The organism is Bacillus cereus group sp. BfR-BA-01310, from assembly GCF_022664325.1.
GTDB classification, from domain to species: Bacteria; Bacillota; Bacilli; order Bacillales; family Bacillaceae_G; genus Bacillus_A; species Bacillus_A paramycoides.
Genome location: NZ_JAKUHD010000023.1, coordinates 1 through 25,805, shown reverse-complemented (window position 1 = coordinate 25,805; position 25,805 = coordinate 1). Strand labels below are relative to the sequence as shown.

Below are 25,805 nucleotides of genomic sequence, written 5' to 3'. Positions count from 1 at the left end.
CTTCATATACTGTTATTTCTTCAATACATCTTTTTCGGTAGCACTTTGTTTCTGATAACAAGAAAAATAAGCGAATCCAACAAATCCAGCTCCGCCAATTACATTTCCGATAAAGACAGGAACAAAGTTTTTAGCAAGATCCATCCACGTAAGGTGCCCCGCAAAAATCACTGCTGAAATGACAAACATATTTGCTACTACTTGCTGAAATCCAATTACGACAAATGCCATAATCGGAATCCAAATTCCAACAATCTTTCCAATTAAATCGTTCGTTCCGTAAGCTAACCAAATTGCAAGACAAACGAGCCAGTTACAACCAATTGCTAAAATTAACGTTCTCCCGAAAGATTCATGTAACTTATCTTGAGCTATCGCTATCGTTTTGCTTAAATAGGCTCCTTCAGTTAACCCGCCAAGATGACCGAAACAATACGCTACGAAAAGTGCACCTGCGAAGTTAGTTAAAGTGATCCAAACCCAATTGTTTAACACATGTTTCAATGAAATTTTCCGCGCATACAGTGCCATGGCCATTGACATCATATTTCCCGTAATTAATTCTCCTCCTGCTAAAACAACAAGCATAAGTCCAATAGGAAAAACTGCTCCACCTATAAAATTGACTAAACTTCCCCATTGCTCCGGTACATTACCTAGAACACGAATATTAAGTAAAAATCCTAACGAAATGAATGCTCCTCCTAAAAAACCAAGAATAAGCATCGCTGATAGCGGTTGCCCTACCTTTTGAACACCGGATTCAATCACAAGCGCCGCAATTTGTTCCGGTTTATGAAATGCCATAACCAATTCCTCCATTTTTCTCATCTAAAAAAAGCAACACCAAAAACCCTTAACATCGTAAGGATTTTTGAATGCTGCTTAATCTCTCTGCATATCTCTTACAGAAATATCAATCATCATTTTTACTATACTCATAGAAAGTGTACAAAACTTGCACATTTCCCACTATTTACTTTCAAAAAGAGATTCTACATTCATAGTAGTTTCTCAGCCACCGATATGCGACATTTCAATTTTCGGCATTGTTTTTTTATTCGTATCGCTTAATCGTTCATCTGAATAACGGTCTGAACGATTATTCCAAATGTCACGAATAACATTAGTAATCTCCTCATCTGTATATCCAGAACGAAGTAATTCTTTAAGATCGTTTCCTTTAGAAGCAAACAAACATGTATATAATTTTCCTTCTGCGGAAATACGTGCTCTTGTACAGGATGAACAGAACGAATCCGTTACAGATGAAATAATTCCTATTTCTTCATTACTACCGATATAGCGATAACGTGTCGCAACTTCACCAGGATAGTTCGCTTCAATACGTTCAAGCGGCATAACTTTATGAATCATCTCTAATATTTCTTGCTTAGAAACTACTTCGCCTAATTCCCAGCCGTTAAAATTTCCAACATCCATATATTCAATGAACCGAAGGATATGCTTATTCTCTTTAAAGTACTCTGCCATCTGAACGATGTCTTGTTCATTTTTCCCTTTTTGGACAACCATGTTCATTTTAATTTTCATTCCGGCTTCCGCGGCAGCCTGTATTCCTGCAAGAACCGTTTTCACTTTACTTCTATTCCCATTTAAATAAGAGAATCGCTCTTCATTTAAAGAATCTAAACTAACTGTCACACGAGATAAACCCACCTTATATAAATCAGGAGCAAATTTTTTAAGTAATGATCCATTTGTCGTTAAACCAATATCCTCTACTCCATCAATTTCGTTTAACCGCTGTATGAGTTCAGGTAAGTCTTTTCGAAGTAAAGGCTCTCCCCCAGTAATGCGTAACTTTCTTACACCTAAAGAAACGAAAATACTTGTAATCCTTTCAATTTCATCAAAAGATAAAATTTTATCATTAGACAAAAAAGAATAATCACGACCAAATATTTCTTCTGGCATACAATATCGACAGCGAAAATTACAGCGATCGGTAACAGAAATACGTAAATCCTTTAAAGGACGATCTAATTTGTCTAATGTAACAGATTTCATGATTATTGCCTCGTTTCTACTTATTTTATATTTATAATCCGCTCTGGATGCGTATATACATTTAAAGATTTATTACGAATGAAGCCTATGGTAGTAATCCCTAACTGTTCCGCTAGCTCTAATGCTAACTCAGTCGGAGCTGATTTTGACAATATTACTTCACAGCCAATTTTCGCAACTTTTAATAGAATTTCAGAAGAGATACGTCCGCTAAAAACAATAATTTTATCGCCAATCGAAATGTTATTTTTTAAGCAATAGCCGTAAATTTTATCTAAAGCGTTATGTCTTCCTATATCCATCCGGCTTAAAACAATTCCACTCACATCACATAAAGCTGCATTATGAACGCCGCCTGTATGTTGAAACGTAGACGCAGATTGCTGCATATCATTCATTAACCGAAAACAATCCTCGGCAGAGATTTTTACGCGAATATCATTCATTTCTTTCGCGGTCAGCGCATCGTTTGCGAAAACAAACCCCTGCCTACTCATTCCACAGCAAGAAGTAATATAACGTTTGTTTTGCATGTCACGATAATAAGGATTGATTCTCGTTGTTTTTACATGTACATAGCCTTCTTTTTCTTGCACCCATATTTCATCAATATCTTCATACTTTCGGACAATGCCTTCAGAGGCCAAAAAGCCAATTACCATATCTTCAATATACTCCGGAGTACTAACCATTGTAACAAATTCCTGGCCGTTAATTTTAACCGTAACAGGAAACTCTGTTACAATGCTGTCCTCTATATGTTTAAATTCCCCTTGCTCATATTTAAAAGTTTCCCGTTCCACCTGAATCGATTTCACGATGAGCATCCTTCTCTCACGTTATATTTTTATCAAAGACAAAAACTGAAACTGCAATATCTTCATCTACTTTCATATCAGAAAACAGATGAACTAACTTCGCACCAACAAGTTCTTCTAAATGTTCATGAGGATTAGCCGCATACACTTCTTGAATCATTTTCGTTCGAGCCATATGAACCATTTCCGCCCCATCCATAGTTCCCGAAATGAATTTCTCTGTAGGTGTCAAATTCCCATAAAGTGTAGCAATCGCCATGTTTTCGGTAAATACAGTATGAATTCGTTCCGGCCCTTTCCCGAACAACTCTTTTCGAAGCTTTCGGATCATATCATTAAATTCATGTACCATTTTTGACATACTCTCATTCCTTCCCAGTTATTCCTTACTATCTTCTCAAATATTATTCCCTCACAATTATTTTAACAAAATGACCATTTCGTCTAAACTATTTAATAATGAGACGAAATGGATCATCTTTTACAATTATCTCAAGTACGCAAACAACATATGAAATACTATTATTGTTGCTTATCTATTCTTCTTTTAACCCTTTACCCATACCTTTTAAGAAATGAAGACCAAATCCGATAGCACGATTAATATCTGGATCCTTCAGTACTTTCATAAGGTCTAATATTCCTACTTTTTTATTGCGTTGCAAATGCTGATTTCCTTCATCCATACCTGTTAATACACTACCTACAAGCTTTTTCGTAAGTTCCGGATCAAGTTCTGTTAATGCCCCTGCAGCGCCCATCATATTATTAATTAAATTTGTAACTGGTTCACGAGTGACTTGGCCTAGAACAATTTTTGCGATTGGTTCTTTCGCTTTCAGCATAGAATTTGCAGCTTCCAGCATCCCAATTTCATTTAGCTCACCTACTATATTAAACATTTGATTTAAAGCATCTTCATTATTTGCTAGCAGTTCTTTTAAATCTTCGAGTTTTTGTTGTTTGAGCTCTTCCTCGGTTAGCTCCTGCTTCTGGATCGCTTGAATAGGTGCTGCCATATTCTTTTCTCCTCCCTAGTTATCCGTTAAGTGTACGTATCCTGGACGAGCCCACTTACGATTTACCTCAATACCGTTTTGAGGATGACGCTTTTTATTACGTGGGTTCGTTTTTGGCATCGGATTTTCACCTTCTACTTGTAACACTTCCATACGTACTTTCGTTTGTTTATATGCAGGCGTGTTTGTACGTAAGTCAACGGCAGGACCTGTTAAGAAATTAATTGCCGAATCTTTATCCGTCGAGTTCATCGGTAAATAAAGTTCATTCGCTTTTACACGATCCGTTACAAGTGCACGTAATTTAAGTACTCCAAATGGAGAAACAAGGCGTACTAACGAACCAGTTTTCACTCCACGTTCTAGTGCAAGTTCTGGAGAAACTTCGACGAAAACACCTGGTACTTTCGATTGAATACCAGTTGATTTATTTGTCATGTTCCCTTCATGGAAATGTTCAAGCATACGACCGTTATTAATGTGAAGATCGTATTCTGCTGGGAATTCAGTAGGGCGTACCCAATCAGCTATCGCAAAACGAGCCTTTTTGTCCGGGAAGTTAAATCCATCTTTGAATAGAAGCGGCGTATTCGTACCATCAAAACTTCCCCAGTGGAAACTGTTCCACCCTTCAAGCACTTCATAGTTTGCGTGTGCAAATAGTGGTGATAAACTCGCCATTTCAGCAAAGATTTCACTTGGATGACTATAGTTCCAGTTTACGCCTAACTTATTAGCAATTGCCTGCACGATCCACCAGTCTGGTTTCGCATCTTCTAGCGCCGGAAGCACTTGATATAATCTTTGTATACGACGCTCTGTATTTGTAAAAGTACCTTCTTTCTCAAGAGATGGCGCTGCTGGTAATACTACATCAGCGTATTGAGCTGTTTTAGAAAGGAACACATCTTGAACGACAAAGAATTTAAGACTTGATAACACTTCATGTACGTGATTTGCGTTAGAGTCTACAAGAGCCATGTCCTCTCCAACAAGATACATAGCTTTCATTTTCCCTTCATCAATTGCCTGAAGCATTTCAATGTTATTAAGACCTGGTTTGTTATCAATTGTTACTCCGTAAGCTATTTCAAATTTCGCACGTTCTACATCGTCAGTAACGTGCTGATATCCTGGAAGCCAGCCTGGAAGTGTTCCCATATCACAAGCACCTTGTACGTTATTATGACCTCGAAGTGGATATGCACCAGCACCTGGACGGCGATAGTTTCCTGTTGCAAGAAGTAAGTTTGAAATCGCAGCGGAAGTATCTGAACCACCAGTATTTTGCGTTACACCCATTCCCCAAAGAATACACGTACCATCTGCATCACGAATCATTTCTGCCATTTTAACGAGCGTTTCTTTTGAAATGCCTGTAATCTCTTCTGCATATTCAAGCGTATATTCCGCGAGACTATCTTTGAAATCATCAAAGAAGTTTACATTCTCGTCAATGAACTGCTGATCGTGCCAACCTTGATCAATCATATATTTCGTAATAGCCATTAACCATACTTGGTCTGTTCCTTGCTTTGGACTAATAAAAATATCTGAACGCTCTGCCATTTCGGTTTTACGAAGATCTGCAACAATTAGTTTTTGACCGTGAAGTTTATGCGCACGTTTCACACGAGTTGCTAATACTGGGTGACCTTCTGTTGGATTACAACCGACGATAATAACAAGACCCGATTGTGCGATATCTTTAATCGTCCCTGCATCTCCGCCCATACCAATTGTACGGAACAATCCATCTGTCGCTGGTGATTGACAATAACGTGAACAATTATCAACGTTATTCGTTTCGAACACTTGACGCGCTAATTTTTGAATAACATAATTATCTTCATTTGTAATTTTAGAAGATGAAATAAAGCCGATAGAACCTTTACCGTACTCTTCTTTAATAGAGCCCAATTTATTCGCCACTACATTAAGCGCTTCTTCCCAAGTTGATTCAACGAACACTCCATTTTTACGAATTAAAGGTTTCGTAAGTCGTTTTTCAGAATTAACGAAATCCCAACCGAATTTTCCTTTTACACAAGTAGAAATTGCATTAACTGGTGCCTCAGAAGATGGTTGCACCTTTAAAATTTTACGCCCTTTCGTCCATACTTCAAATGAACAACCTACACCACAAAACGTACATACTGTTTTCGTCTTCTTCGTACGAGTGTCGCGCATCGCCGCTTCTACTTCTGACACAGCGAAAATACCGCTATATCCAGGTTCAACCTCTTTAATAAGATCAACCATAGGCCCCATAATATCCGGTTTTAACCCTGTCATAAATCCAGCTTCACCGAGCATCGATTTCTCCATTAATGCATTACAAGGACAAATTGTTACACATTGACCGCAGCTTACACATGAAGAATCGTTAATATCTACTCCTTCGTCCCAAATAACACGCGGGCGCTCTGCCTCCCAATCAATAGATAACGTTTCATTTACTTGTAAGTTTTGACACACCTCTACACATTGACCGCACGCGATACATTGATTCGGGTCATAGCGGTAAAATGGATGGGACATATCAACTTCGCCTGTATCAACTTTTGGTTCGTAAGGATATTTTTGATGCTCAATTTCCATTAATTCTGCCGTATTATGCAATTTACAATTCCCGTTATTGTTGTCACATACCGTACAGTAAAGTAAATGATTTTCCAATAAGCGGTCCATCCCCTCATGTTGTGCTGCCTTCGCACTAATAGAGGACAACTCGATATTCATACCATCCGTCACTACTGTAGAACACGATCGCACTAGCTTTCCATTCACTTCTACAATACAAGTATCACACGTTTGAATAGGATCCACTTCCGGCACGTAACAAATTTGTGGATGTTCAATTTCGTTCTCATTAATAATGCCTAGTATAGTTGAACCAGGCCCAGCACTATATTCTTTGCCGTCAATTGTAATATGAACCATGCTGTCGTTCATGGTTACTCCCCCTTTTTGAGAATAAAAAAACTCCACCACGAAAATATACGCACCACATTTTTGGCACGTTATCATCATGGTGGAGTAGTTTATTAGCACATCTTGCTAAAATACCAATCCATTTATTCATAAATAAAATGATAGATTCATAACAGGTCATATCACGATTCCATCTTTAACACTGTAATTATAGCGTTAAATCGAAAAATATACAATATAATTATCATTAAAAAGGACAAAGCACATAATAATCTGTACCCTTTGTATTACCACCATTTTGCCCCCGCAAGTCTGAAATATCACCTGTTTCTTGATATTTCCGGACCCAATTCATTAACTGAGTTCTACTTCTAAGCTTATATTTCTTCGCTATAGCTGATTGGCTACCCTCACCATTTAAATAACTTTTTACAACTTGTATCTTTAATTTATCTGAATAAGTTTGAAATTCATCCCCTTTTTTAACCATAATAAAACCCCCTCCAAGTAAAAGTGTAACATCCATGTGTATTCATGGTCTTTTTACACTGTCTACCTTAAGGGGATAATATCAGATTCCTTAAATTAATCTGTCTCTTTTTCATCATATGCATGACTTCCACACCACTCAATATAGCGGTTGCTGTTTAAAGTGATTTGAATCCCATCATAGAGCGTATGCGTTTCTTAATAAAACGATGATCTTGTTCCACTATGTTATTTAGATATTTTATCTGCCTGATTTGGATGCCTAGTGGCATCTTTTTTTCTTTCCTCAATTTTTCTATGGCTATTGGATAAGCTGGATTTTTATCAACTGTAATCACCCGGGTTTTAGAGACATGAAAAGACCGCAAAGCTTTCTTAAAGAATCGCCTTACAGCCTTATGATTTATATACATTTAATTATTTTTATATTTAAATTCGTTCCTTAAGGAACTTTTTAAGGCAGTGAAAAATATCCTTCTTATTTTTCACTATATAATACTTAAACTTCTCATCTTCAATGTTTTTATAAACAGAAAAAAGGGTAGATGATGAGCGATTATACTGGTTTAGTTAGCTGGGATGTAACCAAATTTAATTATATTCTGTTCCCAAAACTCACTTGTAACTTTATTATTTTTACCTCAAGAAATACATTCCCCTTTAAAGAAGTATTGTATTTTAGACTCAATAATCATTAATCCCTCATGGGGGCACCATATCAGAAAAGAAAATTGTACGTTTAGACACATTTAATCAATTACCTGTACGTTAAGAGGTACCACCCATCACCATCAAGCTAGGAAAAGCAAATACCCCAAAACGAAAAAATTGACATCTCCAGGAGAAAGTGTACATTTTTTTGTTTTGGGGCTTTATAAAATTCTTAAGTTGATGGCTGTGTGGCTGTCCCCCTAGTATAGCTGGCATTGTTGACGTAGGCCCTGGATTTACTATCGACACCCAAGTTGACATTAACGGTTCGCCTCAATATATAAAATATAAAGTACAAAACTGGAAGGGAAGTACGTTCCATATTACGGTTAGCAATGCGTATGTGAATGTAAATTAAGACGAAGAAAAGACCGCCTACTACGGGCGGTCGATTTTTACTAAGTATTTTTTAATGCTTGTTTTAACGTTTCACCTGTTTGGTCAAGCCATTCTAGGGGAGCCAGTTTTAAAGCAGGAAAATAAATGTCCGTATAATATTTAATGAATTCTTCTTTTTTTTCCGTGGATAGATCACTGTTTAAAAATGCAGTTATGTAATTTATAGTATTTTCTATACAAACTTTGTGGGCTTCTTCTATAAATTCGTGTAAGGCTTTTTCTGGTGTTCCCATATCTTGATGGAATGTTCCATCTAAAAAGTCACTTAATTCTTCATAAATATAATCTTTATCATTCATAAATATCCTCCTAAATTTCTATCTTATGGGGAATCCTGTTCTAATATAACTTCCTTCTCCATCATTTCCACCAAATCACGAAAACCTAGGTTGTACCGTATGTACCATCTTACCGTTAATAAGATAATATCAGACTGATAGTGCTTCCATTTGAACCAATTTTTCTTTTCCATACCGATCACACACCTTTTTAGAGTAATGGTATCAGTATGTCCGAGTTTAAGAGATTACTTGTAATTACCTTGAAGTTTTTGCACCAGAACCGCTAATACCACGCATAATTGAATTCTTACCATACCTATGCCGGATTCCGTCCATTGTCTTTACTAATGTTGCTTTTAAATAAAGTCACGATGTTTATAAGAAAGACGCGACGTTTTGCCCCCTTGGATCTGTTTATCTAAAGGGGTGTTTTTATTGTGAAACAAAGCTACATCTAATATTAAACCCAATACATTTATGCATAGTATTTCCAAATTACATTTGATAATATAGATAAACGGACGTTAAATACATAATATATTAATAGTTAGGGAGGTATTAGAAATGAAAAGAACACCTGAATTTATACTGGGTTTAATTGGTGGTATTTTGGGAGTTATAGGTTCTCTTATTATATTGATGATAGCTATTACTGTTTTGGATGGTGATATTGATTATAAAGTTTCGACTTATTACTCTATTTTATTAATTATTCAAATAGGGCTGTTAGTTTTAGCATGTTCAGTAAATAAGGTTAACAATATAGTCTATGGACTTTGTATGATATTACTTCCATTAGTAACATTGGTTATGTCATTATTCCTTTTATTTATTCCAGTAATTCTTCAAATTATTTCTGGTGGATTTGCGTTTCGACCTTTAAAACAAGAATCTAAATAAAATATTTAGCAATTCCAAAATCATGGTAAATATATAAGGGCTAATTTAAATAATATTTTTGAAGGGTGGTATTGTAATTTGAAACGCACTGTAGAATTTGTAATCGGCTTAATCGGAGGAATCTTAGGACTCTTACTTTCTTTATTTATTGTAATTGGTTGTATTTCTTACACAAGTTCTAATACTAGTTCTGGAGGTATTGAAGAATATATTATCATTACTTCTAGCATCGCCTTAATTATTCAAATAGGCCTATTAGTATTATCTTGTTGTGTTAATAAAATAAATAATAAAACTTATGGTATTTGCATGATTGTATTAAGTATAATTTCATTGTTTTTAGGTTTATTTATTTTATTCCTTCCAGTGGTTTTACAAATCATTTCAGGTGCATTTGCATTTAGACCTTTAAAACAGGAGACTAATTAAAACAATAACTGACTAATGAATCTAACTAAACTGGACAAGAGAGGTATTTGAGATTGATGGGAGTAGCTTGTAATTTGAACTGCGGACATTGCTCTTACAATCAAAATGTTTTTTAGGAATTGGATTTAGGTATATAAACTTGAGTTTAATTTTAGAATGGTATGAGGAAGAAGAAGGTCGGCAATACACCAGCAAGTTTATTAATAACAAGGAAACTTTAGCTTCATAGAATCCATTTAGCACACGCCCACCTTTACTCTTTAACACCTTCACAGGGGTCGGACGCTTGTTTATAAGCGCCACTCCCCCTCTTTGATACATTTCATTCGCTAGTTTGATAAGCATTTCAAATGCCATTCCACGATTTCCTAGTCCCATTGTAATTCCTCGCTTTCTATTCAAAGGGTTATTTTGTTGAGTTTTTTCATTACATACAATTAAAAGTTCTTCATGATATAATATTTTCAACTTACATAAATTTACTATTTTATAAAAGGAGATAACTATTATGAATAAATGGATTATCGCTATCATATATTGCTCCCTTTTAACAACATTTTGTTATTTATCCATTAAAACTGTACTTTTATCTGCTATGAATCATACCTCATTTCCAAATCCTCAGTTTTTTGTTGGGATATTTGGATTAACATTTGGCGTTTGGATATTAGCATTTGGAGTACGAAAATATATTTCGTTTGCTACCGAGAATAAACAAGAACGCCGAAAACTTAAAACCATGTTTTCTGTCATTTCAGTTTTATCTTGCTACGCTGCAACTATGTTATTTTTTATCTAATTCAGTTTAAAATTTATACATATATTCATTCTGTTCATCTGAATAAAACTTAATATTCCGTCAATAATATAGGTAGGCGATAGCCAGAACTCATTTAATGAAGTCCCTAGCCGTTCTCCATTCCCCCTTGGAGAACCAGCCGAGCAGTTAGCTTTTGCTAGCTGCTCTTTTATTTGTGACAAAATGAAATTTTTATTAAGTTTTTATGATGGCCACACTTCTACTTTTTCATATCCTACAATTAATCCGTTCTTCATCAAACCAATAATGGAGTTTTTTGCTGCTTCTTCAGTTTCTGTTACACCTACATTACTTTTTCGAGCAAAAGTGTCTAATGTGTAAATTACATACATAAAATTCATTCCATCACCTTGCTTTCTACTAAAATAGCGTTTTTATTGAAAACTCACTTTGATTCACTTTGCATATAGTATAATCTGTATAATTTATTTTTTCGAGAAAGGATAAAGTAATGAGAGAATACTTTGGTTTCATTTCAATATTTTTAACTGCATTCTTATTTTTCAATCTGTATTTTGCCGGTCCTTTTTTAATTTTAATACCCATCTCAATTGTTTTAGCTATTTTTGCTCCGAAAGGTACAGCCAAAACATTCGCTTTTGTTGGTTTAATAATTTTAGGCATTGTCTTCGCTTGCATATACATTCTCCTTTCTATGATTGGTCCGGGATTAGCTGAAACTCATCTCAGATAATCCTCTTTCTCCAAAATAACGATTTTGTTACATTTTTGTAACTACTCTAGGTATATATTAATGTTACAATTTATAAGATTTTGCAGATTACCCCTTGCAAATCCATATGTCTGTCCTGCCCTTGTTGCCCCCTCAACAAGGGCAGTTTTTAATAAAAAATAGGGATTTTGTTAAAATTTCACTTCAATTCACTTTAATTATGGTTTAATCTGTATAATTCATTTTTTCAAGAAAGGATAACGTAATGAGAAAATGTTTTAGTTTCATTTCAGTTTTGTTAACTCTTATCGTACTTTTCAATTTTTATAGATCTGATGGTAATTTAAATTATTTAATATTTGTATCACTGATTTTAATTATTTTTGCTCCAAAAGGTATAGAGAGGAATTTTGCTATTGTTATTTTTATACTTGTAAGTATTTTCTACCCCTTCTTTTCTATTATTGTTGATGCTATGTTCGGGGCTAGCTGAAACACATTTAGAATCATTCCATTTCTCCTAAATAACGCCTTTGTTAAAAATCATTTATGTTTCGCTTTGCAACCACTACAGTAATTTTTAAATTGCTTCCCTATATCTTTGAATGTGTCCCCCTTTGATAGCGCACCATTCATTTTAGTTTCAAAACTAGGCGGACAATTCGTTGTGCGTAGAGTCTCCTCTTTCCCACAATCATCACAAATAACAACAGTTTTGTATGTTTTAATTTCCTCTGTTCTGAAAGCCATACCTCATTCTCCTTTTATAATAAAACTCAAATTGCAGTACTTATCAATAATTTTAAATATATGAGTTTCACGTGAAACATTTGTAAAGATTGCTGTCATTCTCACCTTGTGTTTTGCAAACGCTATATAATCAAGGTGCAAACAACAAGTTTTCCATACGACATAACCTCTATTGATGCTAGGAGAAATCCTAGCCTTTTTTATTATCCGTTATCCTGGCGTTGGTGGTTTACTTCATTCTTTTTCATGTAAGCTTGTCCAATTTCTGCTTTGGTGAATCCTAGCATGTCACCAAAGCAGAAATACAATGTAAATAACTCTTTATATAAAGCATCACGAATAGCAAAGTTTAAAGCTGCATCATAAATCATAATGAATTGTTTTGTTAGTGAACTGTATCTGTAATTATGAGAGTTACTTCTGTAATGATTTTTTATTTCGTCAATGTAGCGGTCATACTCTATATACAACCCCAATGACAAAATGAAATGGAATCCGTCCACATACTCCTCGAGTATCACTTCGCGTGGGGATCGACGTTTTTGCACCAGAACCTTTTTTATTATATTTATGGTATGTGAGATTATATACATTTCTTCAATATTCGACCACTGAACAATATAAAATCTCTTAACTTATTAAGCTCGTTTTCATTACTCCATAAATTAAGAAAAGCCTAAACCCTTGTGTACCAATGGGTTTAAGCTTTTAATTTTATAGGAATACCTTTTGCAACAAGTTGCCATTAGGATAGTGTATCAGCAACTTGTAGCTATTACTATGAATGCTAGATTCCCAAAAATTATTACAAGTTTTTTCACTTTATTATTTTGTTTATTATATGCATTTAAGATTTAAAACATGTTAATTAATTGACATGTTTTAAACATTGAACTTTAGGACAAGCTAATAGTAAAAAGCTTAAATTAATTGAGGTGAATATAATGGATTGGTTTGATATTGGCAAACCCAGAAGTAAATTTGGTAAATTCCTAGATAAGCACCATTTAACCCAACAAGATATCGCTAAAGAGAGTGGCGTTAGTAGAGGAACCATTAGTCGGTTGTGTAAAGGAAGTGCTTTTCATCCATCTCTAAAAAACGGTAACAAAATTATTAGGGCTTTAAAAAAGCTAACTAATAAAAATGTAGATCATCAAGATTTTTGGTTTTAATCAGAAAATATCATTCATCACAAAAGTTCTCATAAACACATTTTGTTTTGCAGCATATTGCTCTAATTTAGATTGCCTATAGTCTGATAATGTAAAAAAGATAATCACTGGAACAATAGCGTTCTGTCTTTTGTAGATATCTGTTATATGGCCATATAACTGTATTTTATGTTCATTTGCCTTCATATGTTGCATACGATCTATTTCAACGAAGTGGGGAACATTATTTTCAAAATAGGTTGCGTCAGGGATAATCTGATACCGTTGACCATTGATTGAAAACTCTATAGATCTTTCTGTTTTCCATTCTGGAAATCCAAGCCACATCCAGCTTTCGTTTCGCATTAATATGTGCTGTAATTGACTACTTTTCTTCACTTCTTTTGTAATGCCTAATAAATCCCGTCCCTTTTTGTTTAAATAATATACGTGTTCACGAGCCATTTTTGTAATGTGACAATATGAATGTAGGTCCTTTAATACACGATTTGCGTTTCGAATGCTCCCTAGGCAATGGATAGCTTGTAATTGCCTCCTGGTTGCAAAATCTAACTTACTCAAAGTGGATAAAATCTCGATCTGTCTCACTTTCTGTTTGAGTGTTTGATGCCTCATTTTGCTTCACCACCTTATATTGTTTTAGCAGTTCCCACATATCTGTATCCTTTAAAAAAGGTACCTGGATTTCTTCAGTACGATCTGTCTTAAATAATGCTCTCCCTGGAAGGGAAGGCAGATCCTCGAGACCTGGTTCATCTAAAGCAACTTGTGAAGCGACCGCCGTTGGTAATCGAAAGCCTATTTTCGCATCAGCATTTTGTTTAATTTGTCTTGGTAATGTATCAGAAGTAGGATATTGCGTACAAAATATGAGCCGGAATCCCAAACCACCTCCGATTCTTGCGATTTCAGATAACATCTCCTGGCACAAAAATAATACATCACGTTGTTTTTTAGGTAATCCTTGTGTGGGACAAAGATTTGCTCCTTCATCTACTATGATGAAGCAACGTTCTCTAATTGATGTGTCTATGATATTGGTAAAATAGGACTTCTTCATTACTTCAATTTGTTTAACCATTTTCTCACGTACTTTAGCCAACATTTCTAACGCCTGTTCCGGATTTTCAGCTACTTCTACAACTTGGGATAGCTCTTTGTAAGGACTAAATTCTAGCCCTTCTTTCAGATCGATAATAAAAAAATTCACGTGTTGAGATTGTTGCAAAATCAAACTAGTCATCACATTTTTTAAGAATACTGTCTTTCCAAAACGAGTCATTCCACTTACACACATATGCGGCGTTTTCTCGAAATCATGATATACGTATTTATCTAACGCTTTCCCCACCATAACTCTCCATGTATGCTCTTTTAATAGATCCTTAGACCAATTCCACATTTCAGGTATTCGTTGGCTAAATACTCGAATATGAAGCTCTCTTTGGTGAAACGATATTTTAACAGGTTTATATAGGCCTTCTTCTAATACTTCAGCCAACTTTTGGATAAGTTGACTAGGTACACCAAGTGGTAACTTGTAAACATAATTCATACTTATATCATCTTTAATTTCTTTTATAAAAATGGGGTATTGTAATTCACCTTTATGTTGAACGCATATCTTTGCAATTTCAAAAAACGTTGCAATTTTTTTCTTATCACTCATTCCATTACTTTGATAAAAATAAGCTACAGTTATAAAGGTTGCTGGAATTAATAAAAGCGACAACATTCCCTCCATACCTCCTTAAGGTAGTTGAGCCTGTATGGAAGCTTAGAAAAAACTGTTTAAGGTGCACTGTTATAATCACTTTCAACTACCAGATGTAATACTAGCGTAGAAACACATCTAGTATATCCATTAGAACGTACCAAACACTCCCAATCAGCAAACATTTGAGACCCGCACGTAGCAACCAATCTGGAAGATAAAGACCTTTCTTCTTCAGCATTTTTATTCCTAAAATTGAAGCTCCTGTCAAGCCATATACAATGCCTAGTTCTCCAATGATTGTCATATTAACCCCATCCTTTTGGTTTAATGGACAAATTCCCTTTACCATCTTTAAAAAGTTGATATTCATCTAATAGCTCATTCCAGGAGACAGTCTGTTCATTACCATATAGATCCTCTTCGATTTTTTGACTTAAATAATAATAACCTCGGTATTGCCGATCCAGGTATACTTCATGTCTCAGCATGTGCTCTCGTATTGCACAAATGTTATCTTCCTTCTTGGTTCCTTTGTACATTTGCCTGAGTGTTTCTGAAGAGTAGAGATACGGAGTGCTGTATAACATTTGATATTGGTTCATATTCTCACCATCCATATAGATTTCTAGTTACACTAAATACATATGATGGTGATCCGAATTTTTGAAGTTGTCCCTTAAAAAAGTACAAAAGAAACGACAAAAAACATATTTATCAATTGGTATGGAAATTGTAAATAATATCATTAGCATCTAGAGAAAGTGCAAAAAAAGACATCTTCCCCAATTGAAGATGTCTTTTTTGCTACGTGGGGTCACTATGTCATTGAATCTAAGTTAAGCGGAAAAGTATTAGATATAGAATTGAACAACCCCTTTAAAGAAAACTGGGAATTTAAGTTGAAATATACATGTGGTTGTGAAGGATTGGACTTAAACTAAAAGGACAAAAGAATTGAATAAGAAAATAGTTATAATGGGACAATATTGGAAAAAGAAAAGGACAAATTATTTACATAATACAATGTTTTAAATGATTTTTAGGAGGATAATATGGAACTATCTTTATTATTAGAATATGGATGGGTTTTAATTATTTTGATTCTTTTAGAGGGTCTGTTATCTGCTGATAATGCTTTAGTTTTAGCTATAATAGCAAAACATTTACCAGAAGAACAGCAAAAAAAAGCTATTAATATTGGTTTGCTATTAGCTTTTATATTTAGAATTGGTGCAATTTTTATTATTTCGTTCCTTTTCCACGTTTGGCAAGTTCAAGCTATTGGGGCTGCTTATTTAATTTTCATTGCTTTAAAACATTTACTAAAAAAAGACAATGGAGAAAAAGAGAAAAAAGGAAAAAGTTATAATATGACTGTTGCTCAAATTGCATTAGCGGATATCGCATTCGCTGTTGATTCTATTTTAGCAGCAGTAGCTCTTGTCATTGACTTGCCCGATACGTCTATGGGTGAAATTGGTGGTATGGATGGTGCTAAATTTATTGTCATTATAATAGGTGCAATAGCGGGTTTAATTGTAATTCGATATGCAGCAGGATTCTTCGTTAAGTTATTGACAAAACGCCCTAGTCTTGAAAAAGCCGCAATGTTATTAGTTGGTTGGGTTGGGGTTAAGTTATTAATGCATACCCTCGCTCATCCATCAGTGCACATTGTTTCTCATGATTTTGTCGAAGGAGTAATTTGGAAGTCAATCTTTTGGTCTGTTATGCTTCTTATTGCTTTAGGTGGTTGGTTTTTATCTAAGGAGAAAACAGAAGAAACTAATGAAGAAAAATAATTACAAAAACCCCCAACTATACTTTTAGTTCTTATAATTAAGTGGAAATCTATTCAAGGGTGACCTATAAGCAAAAAATGTATTTCCTCATTAAAGGGTGCTATTGTGGAAAATAATCGAACTTCTTTATAAAATCGAAACTTAAATATGCTAAATAAGAAACCATTTTGATCCATCTTTTTTCAAAATGGTTTCTTATGATTTATTGTAAAATGGAAATTTTTTTTAGCATGTGAATGGAATATTTTTTTAATAATTTTTTTCAGTCGTTTTAGTAACAATGTAATTAATGATTAGTTAATAAAATCTAATATAAATATATATCTTATATATATTTTAAATATAAAGATAAAACTTATATAGGACGGATAAATGTACGTTTATCCTTACTGTAGCAAAGCCTTTTAACATTGCATAGCGTAAGAAATCATAAATGGTTGAATTTAACAACGGAAAATTAGGTATTCATATGATCTAAAATCTACAAATAATCATAAATGAAATTTAGTATTCCTACATAAAAAATGAAATAAATTGATACATTGTTAAACATATTTATTCAATCGTAAAATTTCATATGAATTCACTGAATCTCCACAATTTTATTATATTTACCCACAAAAGATTCACATAATGTGTTAATTAATCAACATAATCCATATTTAGCACATAACTCACATTAATATTGATGATTTTTGATAGATAAAGGCGTATAAGCTATTTATATCAATGATAATTGCACTTAATTATTCACATTATGTATTATTTATCTACTTATCCACGAAATTTAATTTTTTTCTTATGATTTCTTGTAGATATTTGAATGTATTTGGACAGCTCATAATGTGTTTATATGAAAGTATGTGTGGAAATGTAGATAGGTATTATATTATTTTTGTATATGATTGCATAAAAAAAGACTCTATTATGAATAGAATCGAGTAAAGTTACTTATTGTGCAGAAGGAGTAAAAGTCTTTTAAATAAACGTCTCAACACGAATAGCCCTCTTTCTTGAATTTTTTCAAAAATAGAGAGCTGATTATGATTAGTTCGTTTTCATTGCTGTCAGTACTTGCTCAGCTGTTGTTACTGGGATACCAGCACGTATTAACTGTTCAAAGGCACGCATAAATGTAATTAAATTAAAGTTATCTGGTACTTCAATAACGCGAAGCTTTTCTTTCGGTAATCTATCTATCTTTTCAATGAACAATTCCCGAACATCACTAGGAACAAAGCGCTCTTTATGTCCTCTTGCCTTTAAGAGTTCACGTATTTCTATTTCTAAAGCCATATAAGCGTTTAGGTTTGTACCTTGTTCATAGGCGTACTTTCTAAACAACGTTTCTTCTTGATACTTTAGATAGTTGCGGTGATACGATTCCTCTGTAACAGGTACAGCAAATTTGTAGTTTAGTAACTCATACGTTTTGCGGAACAGTTTTTTGATGTTTCGAAGAGAGTACATAGAGAAATGCAATCCGAAATCAAAGACAGCCTGTTCTTTTTGTTCTTTTGGAACATGTTGTGTAATAAGAGGATAAATACCTTCTTTAGCCGCTGTATCAAGAATTTGATATTGTGATGTTTGATTTAATAATTTCTTCAGTGTATATACCAACTTGCTTGGATATTCTTCATTACGATCTATCATGTCACGTAAGCTATGAATTACGCTTCGAATTTGTCGATGGCATGTATATTTAAATACATGAATAAACTTGTTCATCTCTTGTGTAAACTCACCAATATTCATCTCTTGTAGCACGGATTCGATAAAACGAGCTTTACGAGCATAAGTAAGCCTTGGTGTGAATGGATCGCGATACTGTACTTCTCCTGTTTCTTTTGTACATAAGAAATCCGTATGTAAGGATAGATATAGAGTCGTATATCTTTTTTTATTCTTAACCCCTTTTTGTAATTTACAAATTTTGAATAATGGAGTCCCTGTACATGGTAATGCAGTTGTTAATTCTGTTATAACTGCGCGTATTTGATGTGGATATTTTTTATGTAAAAAGCGGTACATCCCACCAAAATGAGTTCTATTCCCTCTTTCATCTTGTTTATCTAAGGAACGTTTTAGTGTAGTTTCACTGTGCTGTTGCATAGCAATATCTAAGAATAGCTTCTTAGCTGCAACTGATAGCTCAAAGAAAGCTTTTGTAAATACCACTGAACTAATATAAACATATGCATTGGCCTTTTCAGTTTCTTCATTCATAAAATGAGTTAATTTAATTGTATATCGGCCATCTAATTCATTTTCAATTGTAATAATGTTATGTAGGTTTAATTTTTTTAATGAAATATAAAATTGAGAATGCTGTATGTAAGCAAACTCTTCTTTATATAGTTTGTAATCTTCCCACATCATGTGTATTGTTACATTTGGAATGACTCCATTCGTGTAACATTTTTTATGTAGATATAAGAAGACTTCCAAATCTGCGTTTGTAATGCCATATAATTTATGCTTTCTTCCCATGGATTCCGAAATAGCAGATAGTGTACGACGTGAAAAAGATGGTTTAGCCTGTGCTACGAAGCCATCCACATCGGCAATACGTTCCTCATATGTCATATGATCAACAATATCCTCAAGGTATGTATCTTTATAGCTGTAGTATTTCTCTTCGAAAGTTTCAACAAATTTTTGCCAAGACTTCAGTGTTACTAAAACTTCATTTGTAGATTGTCCATTTAGACTACGTTGATTACGAATAATAAATGATTTTCCCATCTTTTTCACCTCCTACCTATAAATTCAGAAATAAATGCCAAAATACTATAAAATATACCAATTTTGATTATAACAAATCGAAATTTGCTGAAATGCGTCCCTTTAAGAGAAAAAATGAAAAGATGAAACGTCCTTTAATCCCTTGTGTATCAAGGGGTTTCAGGATTGGTGCGATTTTTTTTATGGACATGATATGGCTATGGATTTTCATATTGGTGGAACAGAAGAAAAATAGCAAAAAAACCTTATAAACATGATTAAATCAACTGTTATATCAATTTTTCAAAAAATAAAAGGGACATGATATGGCTATGGATTTTCATGTTTATAATTTGTGAGTTAAACAGATGAAACCCTTTAAATAGTGATGTTAATGGGTTTTATCTATAATTTTACAATTGCAAAAGGAACAAGAAGTGGCTAGGTGGGTTTTCATGTTTGGATAAAAAAAGGGACATCATACAGCTATGGATTTTCATGTTGCATAAATACATGAAAATAGAGTTATAAACGTGTAAATCCTTAATATGAAAAGGTTTATGGGGTTTTCATCTAAAATAAAAGGGACATCATATAGCTATAAATTTTCATAACTAATAGTATCGCTGTAATAGAAATGCTTATATATCAAGCTTTGAGCACTTTTAGAAAAAAATTTCGAGTTAGTAAAAAGAGTTACATAATGTCACTTTTGTTTCATGTTTTGATGGAAAGGGGAATGATATGACTATAAATTTTCATTTTTGATGAATTTGGGGTATTCGAAGTGAAATTTATATTTTCATCCTTACATTTTTGGCTTTTACTTCTCTTTTACATGTAAGAGGAACTGTAGGGAGATAAATATGAATAAAAGTACTGAAAATCTAATAGAAAAAGAGTTAATGAATGAAAGATTGGTTATTGTATAATTGCTATTTGGATTTTACAAATCGATTGATTCTTGTATAATCAGTTACAGAGCAGGCTATAAGTATGCAAACTAGATCCCCTAACATGTAACAGTGAAATAAAAGAATTAAATATTCTTATTCTATTTCTATTTTTATAAAAAGGGACATCATATAGCTAATTATTTTCAAATTAAGATCAATAATAACTAAATTTATATAAGGAGCCAAATTTATATGGAAGAAGTTCTACAATTGTTTAGAGATGCACTATCAGTAGCAGAACAACTGTATAAACAAGATAAGCAATTGTGGCATAAATGGGTTTCCTATTATGTTGAGGTTGAAGAAGATAAAAGTAAAATTGTGACTTCAAAATACCTTTCTCCATCATTTTCAATGCTTGTACAGTGGCTAGAACAACAACACAGAAAAGGTGTTTCTTCTCTAGATATATTTAAAAATATAAATGATTACAGGTTAATCATTCACGAGACAATAGGTGTCTTTATTGAACAAGAGTTTCGTGAAAATCAGACAGCTAGTACTATAGTGGATACAGCAACGAGTAAATCAGATGCGAACATATTGAATGAAAACTATTTAGAAGTAAATAACTCCGCTGTCTATTATAAGTTAAGAGATGGAATAGCTAAAAATCAATTTGAAGAAGATGAAAACACACGGTTAAAGTCATATCCCATTGAAGCAAAGGATAGTAATGGAGTGGCCCAACTCTCCTCTCATAAAGATGAAGATCTAAAGTTAACGAATATTGAAGAGGCAGCAAGATGGAATACATTAGTAGATGGCGTAATGAGTAATATGGATGATTTAACTGCAGATTGTTTAGATACCATCACAATTCAATGGTTGAATGAAGCAAAATCGCCGGATGAATTTATTGATTTTTCATATGAACAAGTTTTAGAAATGTGCAGTATTTCAAAGGCTAAGGCAAATGGTGTCGAATATTATAGGGTAGAAGATAAAATTAAGGTAGCGAAGCGGATTGCGGCCCTAGCGAGTATTTTTATATATCTAAATGATGACAATGAAGTAGTCGTATTAAATGATCGAGCTGAAACAGGTAAGCATTACGAAGTAAAACGCGAGGTAATTAAAAGACTATTTGTATTAGATTCCGTAGTTCTATGGAGAGATAAAAACACAAACGAATACATGGGGATAGAATCGTGCCGAATCAAACCGGGGAGTTTCTTATCCGGATATCTATATGGATCTAATAGTACTACCGCACTATTATCAAAAAAGGCACTTGAATATAATAGTTATAGACACAAATATCATAAAAGATTAATTCGATATTTGACATGGCAATGGAGAATCCGTCAAATGTTTTCTAGCTTACAAAGACCTTATTCTATAGGTGGAGATAAAGGTTTGTTAGCAGTTATGGGTATAAACCAGAAACAAAAACCTAATCGTATCCGCGAACAATTAGAAAATGTTCTTATTGATTTAGAAAAAGAAGAGGTAATTTCTCATTGGGAATATCATAATGGTTTAGAAGAAGAAAAACTGACAAAGAAGAATTGGTTTAAAAACTATTATTCACAGTTAGGAATAGTAATATTGCCACCAAAAGAATTAATTAATTCGATGGAAAACTTAGCGAAAAAGAAAACAATTGATACAATACATGAGGAAAGTCATCCAATAAAAATTGTAGAAAAACCATTAGATACGAATGAAAATGAACAAGTAATCAGGGAGAAAATAGAGTTTATGCATATGAAAAAGAATATAACTATGCGAGAACTATCAATAGAGATAGGTATATCGCAGCCTACTCTTTCTAGATTCTATAATAAAAAAACAAAACGTCTCTCTAGTACTGCGAGAAGCAAATTAAATCAATGGTATAAACGACAGTTAATTATTGATAAGATGTAAGTTGAAAATTAAAGTCTAAAAAAAGAGTCCTATTTCTAGGACTCTTTTTTTAGAGTATTTACATACTACTTACCAATTGAACTATCCCCGTAGTCCCCTCGGTTGATACGAAATTGGTATGGTCTTTCAGTCTTGGTTTCGGTTTGACACTGGGTTTTCGTACCATAAGTTTAATGTTTTTTTCTTTTTGCGAATTTTAAATGTTATAGGCGAACGACAGCCAACTGACGAGTTCTATTTACGCAACTAGCACCACACTCGACCTCGTCAAACGTTACAAAACTAAGAAAATGTAGATGAACATAGAAACGAAGGTGGAGACAGGTGCACCAAATGAAACCGTTCCCCGTGAAGGAGTCGTGCATATCGTAGCCCACCAGGTTCGCGGGGTTGGGATGCTCGACTAATAGTCCGGATTTTTTGCAGCCTGGACAACCTATGGTATTTTCATGGTTGGGTGGTATTGACATCGACGAATTTTTGGGCAATCTTGTGCGAGCAACCCACTCATCCGGCGTAGACGCTATCTCCCCTGTACATGGCTTCCCCACCACAGAGCGGCAAAATTACCGACGAAAATTGCGAGCCCTACGTGACGCAACAAAGGATAGGACATGCATGAAGATATGTGCATATTCATTATTGAAGTTATTAATAATAAAATGTATTATTGAAAAGCACAATATATAATTCAAGTAATTAAGACTATGTATTCATAATAAATTAAACATTGAGAAATGATATTATTGTCTGAAAAATGAGGTGGAATTAATAGAAACTGTACATATTAAATGGTATGGATCGTATAGTTTAAATGATCTTTATAATAGAGAAGAAGCTTCTAAGAAGGGGATTTTTGCAATCTTTAGAGTATATGCTAAGAAAGAAACATTGCTCTATATAGGACAAACCCAGAAGCACTTTATACAAAAGATAAGGGAACTTGATAACGATTGGCTTTGTGATGAAAGCGAATTAAAGATTAGATTAGGAATAATAGAATTCCCTAGCGGTGAAAGTTATTCTGAAAAGAAAGTAAAAGAGATAAAATCCCTTTTGATTTTACGGCATACCCCATTAGAAAACGACACATCTTTAGTATACTATAGAGGGAAGTTTAATTTGAAAATTATAAATAAAGGAAGAAGAGGTTTAATTGTTAATAAGCTTTCCACAGAAGATCTAATCTGGACATAAATGGAATCACCTTTGAATAAAATTGAAGGTTTCTTAAGTGCAGAAGCTTATCAATTTTTAATTTATTAAACTATTTTTGAATAACATATGTCAGATGCTTGAAAAAACACAAATTTTATTATTATATGGAATCCTGTATGGGAAGTGTAGTTCATTTCCATTATTTAATAAAAATATTAAGAATTATAGGGACAATGCATAAAGATTAGAGGAGAAAATAAACACGGAGGTTTGAAGAATGGGACAAGGAAGCAGGTTTCAACATAAACAACAAAAACAACAAAATCGTCGTCAAAAGGGAATTTTTAATATCGCATTTAGTTTGGTATTAGTGACAGTTGGTCTAGTGACATATCAGTTGCTTTTCCCTTCTGATACATCAAAGAAAGCAATTGCTCAAGAAAAGAATGCAACAAAGATAGAAAAGAAGCAAAGTGAAGATAAAGAAGCAACAAAAATAGAAAAGAAGCAAAGTGAAGATAAAGAAGCAACAAAGATAGAAAAGAAGCAAAGTGAAGATAAAGAAGCAACAAAAATAGAAGAGAAGCAAAGTAAAGATAAAGAAGCAGCAAAGATAGAAGAAAAGCAACGTGAAGATAAAGAATTAGCACGGTTAGAAGCGAAACAAAAAGCAGAAGAATCGGTAAAAACGAACGGAAATGAAAATAAAGAAGGAGAAAAAACGATATCTCAAGAAAAGGGTTCTCAAACTAATTCTTCTTGGAAGCCAATTGGTACAGAGCAAGGAGCAAAACCTGCAATGAAATTTAAAGAAGGAACAGTAGATTGGAATGAGATGAAAAAAGCAATTTCTTATGCTGTTGATGTTCCAGAGAGCCAATTGATTTTCGATTTTATTGGGAATAACGGTAATAATAAAGCCTACGGTAATGTACGAGATAAGCAAAGTAATAAAAAATATAAGGTTGATATTGATTGGGTAGAGAATCAGGGTTGGAAACCAGCATCTGTTCAAGTGATAAAATAAATAATGTAAATGTTCCCTGCTCTTGTTGTGGGGACTAAGCTATTATTGTCCAGATAAGATAAACCTGGTTTTATATGATGTTTGAAGTAATTATGTATTTAAAAGTTTACTTTTGTAAAAGCTCAAAAAAGAGTCCGTATCACTCAGGACTCTTTTTTGTTATGTTGACAGCGTTAATTACCCAAATAAACTTGCTGTATCAAGATCTTCATATTCATCATTCAAAACAGGTGTTACAAATTTAGAAACGTCTTCCTTTTTTACACCTGCATTATCATATTGCTCTTCAGAAGTCTCAATTTCTTTATTAGGAGATTTTCTCTCATTATGGATGCTTGAGTCTTCATTTTTGATAATGAGATTTGAATCTTTCAATATAATCCGTCTAACCTCATTTTAAAAATCTTTATCTTGAAGTAAGATTTCTTTTTGCATTTGTTGTTGAATCTTATAATCACCGACATATTGTCAGCCATATTATCTCACCTTTTTTCGAGTAAGAATTTTCTTGTTTTAAAACACACTAATAATATAGAAATAGGGATATTTCTATATTATTAGAAAAGAACACAGCGACGATATGTGGTGCATATTATAGAATTAATGGATAATATCTAAAGCATTGATGTTTCTATATTGAAAAGGAGATTATAGATGATATATGGTATACACAATAGAATCAGGAATTTATATTATTTTAGTAACTTATCCAAAGCTCTCTCCTATACCTTCATTTCCGTAACAAAAGCAACGGGATATAGAAATAGGGATATTTCTATATTATTAGAAAAGAACACAGCGACGATATGTGGTGCATATTATAGAATTAATGGATAATATCTAAAGCATTGATGTTTCTATATTGAAAAGGAGATTATAGAGTGATATGTGGTATATACAATAGAATCAGGAATTTATATTATTCCAGTAACTTATCCAAAGCTCTCTCCTATACTTTCATTTCCGTAACAAAAGCAACGGGATATAGAAATACCTACTTATAGAAATAGGGATATTTCTATATTACGAAGGAGATTATAGTAGTGTTATGTGGTATATGCAATGGATTCAGTAATTTATGTTATTCCAGTAACTTTTCAAAAACGCTCTCCTATGC

Annotated in this window: 26 protein-coding genes and 5 pseudogenes; 8 read left to right on the top strand and 23 right to left on the bottom strand. The window is 33.5% G+C overall.

Translation table 11 applies throughout. The features are described 5' to 3' along the window. Positions 1–12: 12 nt before the first annotated feature. The 12 genes and pseudogenes from MR109_RS25195 to MR109_RS25135 form a co-directional block, all read right to left on the bottom strand. Positions 13–807, bottom strand: coding sequence for a formate channel (locus tag MR109_RS25195; RefSeq protein ID WP_242274307.1), 795 nt, complete (start codon positions 805–807; stop codon positions 13–15). A 207-nt stretch (positions 808–1,014) separates the two neighbouring features. Beyond that, entirely contained in the window at positions 1,015–2,031 is a 1,017-nt protein-coding gene (gene moaA / locus MR109_RS25190) for a GTP 3',8-cyclase MoaA (RefSeq protein ID WP_242274305.1), read from the bottom strand. A 20-nt stretch (positions 2,032–2,051) separates the two neighbouring features. Further along, the gene (gene fdhD / locus MR109_RS25185) at positions 2,052–2,849 is read right to left on the bottom strand and encodes a formate dehydrogenase accessory sulfurtransferase FdhD (protein ID WP_242274303.1); all 798 of its coding nucleotides are present in this window, start codon (positions 2,847–2,849) and stop codon (positions 2,052–2,054) included. A gap of 16 nt (positions 2,850–2,865) precedes the next feature. Beyond that, the gene (locus MR109_RS25180) at positions 2,866–3,210 is read right to left on the bottom strand and encodes a Na-translocating system protein MpsC family protein (RefSeq protein ID WP_000041502.1); all 345 of its coding nucleotides are present in this window, start codon (positions 3,208–3,210) and stop codon (positions 2,866–2,868) included. A gap of 175 nt (positions 3,211–3,385) precedes the next feature. Then, positions 3,386–3,868: a helical membrane plugin domain-containing protein gene (locus MR109_RS25175; RefSeq protein WP_025150799.1), complete on the bottom strand. Its 483-nt coding sequence runs from the start codon at positions 3,866–3,868 to the stop codon at positions 3,386–3,388. Between the two features lie 15 nt (positions 3,869–3,883). Beyond that, complete coding sequence (gene fdhF, locus MR109_RS25170; protein WP_242274300.1) at positions 3,884–6,823, bottom strand: formate dehydrogenase subunit alpha; 2,940 nt, start codon at positions 6,821–6,823, stop codon at positions 3,884–3,886. Beyond that, positions 6,792–6,983 (bottom strand): hypothetical protein, encoded by a 192-nt coding sequence (locus tag MR109_RS25165; RefSeq protein WP_002158491.1) that lies wholly within the window; start codon positions 6,981–6,983, stop codon positions 6,792–6,794. Before MR109_RS25165 ends, fdhF begins: the two co-directional genes overlap by 32 nt. Before the next feature lie 66 nt (positions 6,984–7,049). Further along, positions 7,050–7,292 (bottom strand): transposase, encoded by a 243-nt coding sequence (locus tag MR109_RS25160; protein ID WP_242274299.1) that lies wholly within the window; start codon positions 7,290–7,292, stop codon positions 7,050–7,052. 67 nt (positions 7,293–7,359) lie between these two features. Continuing rightward, a pseudogene (locus MR109_RS25155) lies at positions 7,360–7,689 on the bottom strand (DDE-type integrase/transposase/recombinase); the annotation flags it as partial. Positions 7,690–7,720: 31 nt separating this feature from the next. Continuing rightward, positions 7,721–7,861 (bottom strand): annotated as a pseudogene (locus tag MR109_RS25150) (sporulation protein YhbH); the annotation flags it as partial. Between the two features lie 539 nt (positions 7,862–8,400). Beyond that, the gene (locus MR109_RS25140; protein WP_242274296.1) at positions 8,401–8,700 is read right to left on the bottom strand and encodes a contact-dependent growth inhibition system immunity protein; all 300 of its coding nucleotides are present in this window, start codon (positions 8,698–8,700) and stop codon (positions 8,401–8,403) included. A gap of 53 nt (positions 8,701–8,753) precedes the next feature. Next, positions 8,754–8,873, bottom strand: a pseudogene (locus MR109_RS25135) (IS6 family transposase); the annotation flags it as partial. 373 nt (positions 8,874–9,246) lie between these two features. On the opposite strand from MR109_RS25135, the gene MR109_RS25130 reads away from it, so the two are divergent. Continuing rightward, positions 9,247–9,582 carry a DUF4064 domain-containing protein gene (locus MR109_RS25130; RefSeq protein ID WP_242274294.1) on the top strand — a complete coding sequence of 112 codons (336 nt, stop codon included), beginning with the start codon at positions 9,247–9,249 and terminating at the stop codon, positions 9,580–9,582. A 78-nt stretch (positions 9,583–9,660) separates the two neighbouring features. Further along, a complete protein-coding gene (locus tag MR109_RS25125) occupies positions 9,661–10,011 on the top strand; it encodes a DUF4064 domain-containing protein (RefSeq protein ID WP_242274292.1) in 351 nt (116 codons plus the stop codon). A gap of 216 nt (positions 10,012–10,227) precedes the next feature. Here MR109_RS25125 and MR109_RS25120 read toward each other — a convergent pair. Continuing rightward, positions 10,228–10,389: pseudogene (locus MR109_RS25120) on the bottom strand (Holliday junction resolvase RecU); the annotation flags it as partial. 130 nt (positions 10,390–10,519) lie between these two features. On the opposite strand from MR109_RS25120, the gene MR109_RS25115 reads away from it, so the two are divergent. Beyond that, a complete protein-coding gene (locus tag MR109_RS25115) occupies positions 10,520–10,810 on the top strand; it encodes a hypothetical protein (RefSeq protein ID WP_098308701.1) in 291 nt (96 codons plus the stop codon). 203 nt (positions 10,811–11,013) lie between these two features. Here the strand turns inward: MR109_RS25115 and MR109_RS25110 are convergent, their stop codons facing one another. From MR109_RS25110 to MR109_RS25095, 4 genes and pseudogenes are all read right to left on the bottom strand, one after another. Beyond that, a complete protein-coding gene (locus tag MR109_RS25110; RefSeq protein WP_162791027.1) occupies positions 11,014–11,172 on the bottom strand; it encodes a hypothetical protein in 159 nt (52 codons plus the stop codon). Positions 11,173–11,260: 88 nt separating this feature from the next. Next, positions 11,261–11,470, bottom strand: a pseudogene (locus tag MR109_RS25105) (hypothetical protein); the annotation flags it as partial. 577 nt (positions 11,471–12,047) lie between these two features. Then, positions 12,048–12,254 (bottom strand): hypothetical protein, encoded by a 207-nt coding sequence (locus MR109_RS25100; RefSeq protein ID WP_242274290.1) that lies wholly within the window; start codon positions 12,252–12,254, stop codon positions 12,048–12,050. Between the two features lie 203 nt (positions 12,255–12,457). Beyond that, positions 12,458–12,802, bottom strand: a complete 345-nt coding sequence (locus MR109_RS25095; protein ID WP_242274288.1) for a dUTP diphosphatase — start codon at positions 12,800–12,802, stop codon at positions 12,458–12,460. A gap of 396 nt (positions 12,803–13,198) precedes the next feature. Here MR109_RS25095 and MR109_RS25090 point away from each other — a divergent pair, with 396 nt between their 5' ends. After that, a complete protein-coding gene (locus MR109_RS25090; protein ID WP_016103720.1) occupies positions 13,199–13,429 on the top strand; it encodes a helix-turn-helix transcriptional regulator in 231 nt (76 codons plus the stop codon). Here MR109_RS25090 and MR109_RS25085 read toward each other — a convergent pair whose 3' ends face one another. From MR109_RS25085 to MR109_RS25070, 4 genes are all read right to left on the bottom strand, one after another. Next, positions 13,430–14,044, bottom strand: coding sequence for a replication-relaxation family protein (locus tag MR109_RS25085; RefSeq protein WP_242274286.1), 615 nt, complete (start codon positions 14,042–14,044; stop codon positions 13,430–13,432). Beyond that, complete coding sequence (locus MR109_RS25080; protein WP_242274284.1) at positions 13,983–15,164, bottom strand: FtsK/SpoIIIE domain-containing protein; 1,182 nt, start codon at positions 15,162–15,164, stop codon at positions 13,983–13,985. Before MR109_RS25080 ends, MR109_RS25085 begins: the two co-directional genes overlap by 62 nt. Positions 15,165–15,264: 100 nt before the next feature. Further along, positions 15,265–15,450 carry a hypothetical protein gene (locus MR109_RS25075; RefSeq protein ID WP_025151364.1) on the bottom strand — a complete coding sequence of 62 codons (186 nt, stop codon included), beginning with the start codon at positions 15,448–15,450 and terminating at the stop codon, positions 15,265–15,267. A gap of 1 nt (position 15,451) precedes the next feature. Further along, positions 15,452–15,748, bottom strand: coding sequence for a hypothetical protein (locus tag MR109_RS25070; protein ID WP_025151363.1), 297 nt, complete (start codon positions 15,746–15,748; stop codon positions 15,452–15,454). 450 nt (positions 15,749–16,198) lie between these two features. Between MR109_RS25070 and MR109_RS25065 the strand changes: the two genes are divergently transcribed. Continuing rightward, on the top strand, positions 16,199–16,948 hold the full coding sequence (locus tag MR109_RS25065; protein WP_098790174.1) for a TerC family protein: 750 nt from the start codon (positions 16,199–16,201) through the stop codon (positions 16,946–16,948). A 1,047-nt stretch (positions 16,949–17,995) separates the two neighbouring features. Here MR109_RS25065 and MR109_RS25060 read toward each other — a convergent pair. Next, positions 17,996–19,696, bottom strand: a complete 1,701-nt coding sequence (locus MR109_RS25060) for a hypothetical protein (RefSeq protein ID WP_242274282.1) — start codon at positions 19,694–19,696, stop codon at positions 17,996–17,998. A 1,127-nt stretch (positions 19,697–20,823) separates the two neighbouring features. Between MR109_RS25060 and MR109_RS25055 the strand changes: the two genes are divergently transcribed. From MR109_RS25055 to MR109_RS25045, 3 genes are all read left to right on the top strand, one after another. Next, a complete protein-coding gene (locus MR109_RS25055; protein WP_242274278.1) occupies positions 20,824–22,503 on the top strand; it encodes a helix-turn-helix domain-containing protein in 1,680 nt (559 codons plus the stop codon). Between the two features lie 762 nt (positions 22,504–23,265). Next, positions 23,266–23,700: a sodium:proton symporter gene (locus tag MR109_RS25050; protein ID WP_242274276.1), complete on the top strand. Its 435-nt coding sequence runs from the start codon at positions 23,266–23,268 to the stop codon at positions 23,698–23,700. A gap of 238 nt (positions 23,701–23,938) precedes the next feature. Further along, the gene (locus MR109_RS25045) at positions 23,939–24,688 is read left to right on the top strand and encodes a YrrS family protein (protein ID WP_242274275.1); all 750 of its coding nucleotides are present in this window, start codon (positions 23,939–23,941) and stop codon (positions 24,686–24,688) included. 177 nt (positions 24,689–24,865) lie between these two features. Here the strand turns inward: MR109_RS25045 and MR109_RS25040 are convergent, their stop codons facing one another. Continuing rightward, positions 24,866–25,063, bottom strand: a complete 198-nt coding sequence (locus MR109_RS25040) for a hypothetical protein (RefSeq protein WP_242274273.1) — start codon at positions 25,061–25,063, stop codon at positions 24,866–24,868. Between the last annotated feature and the right edge of the window lie 742 nt (positions 25,064–25,805).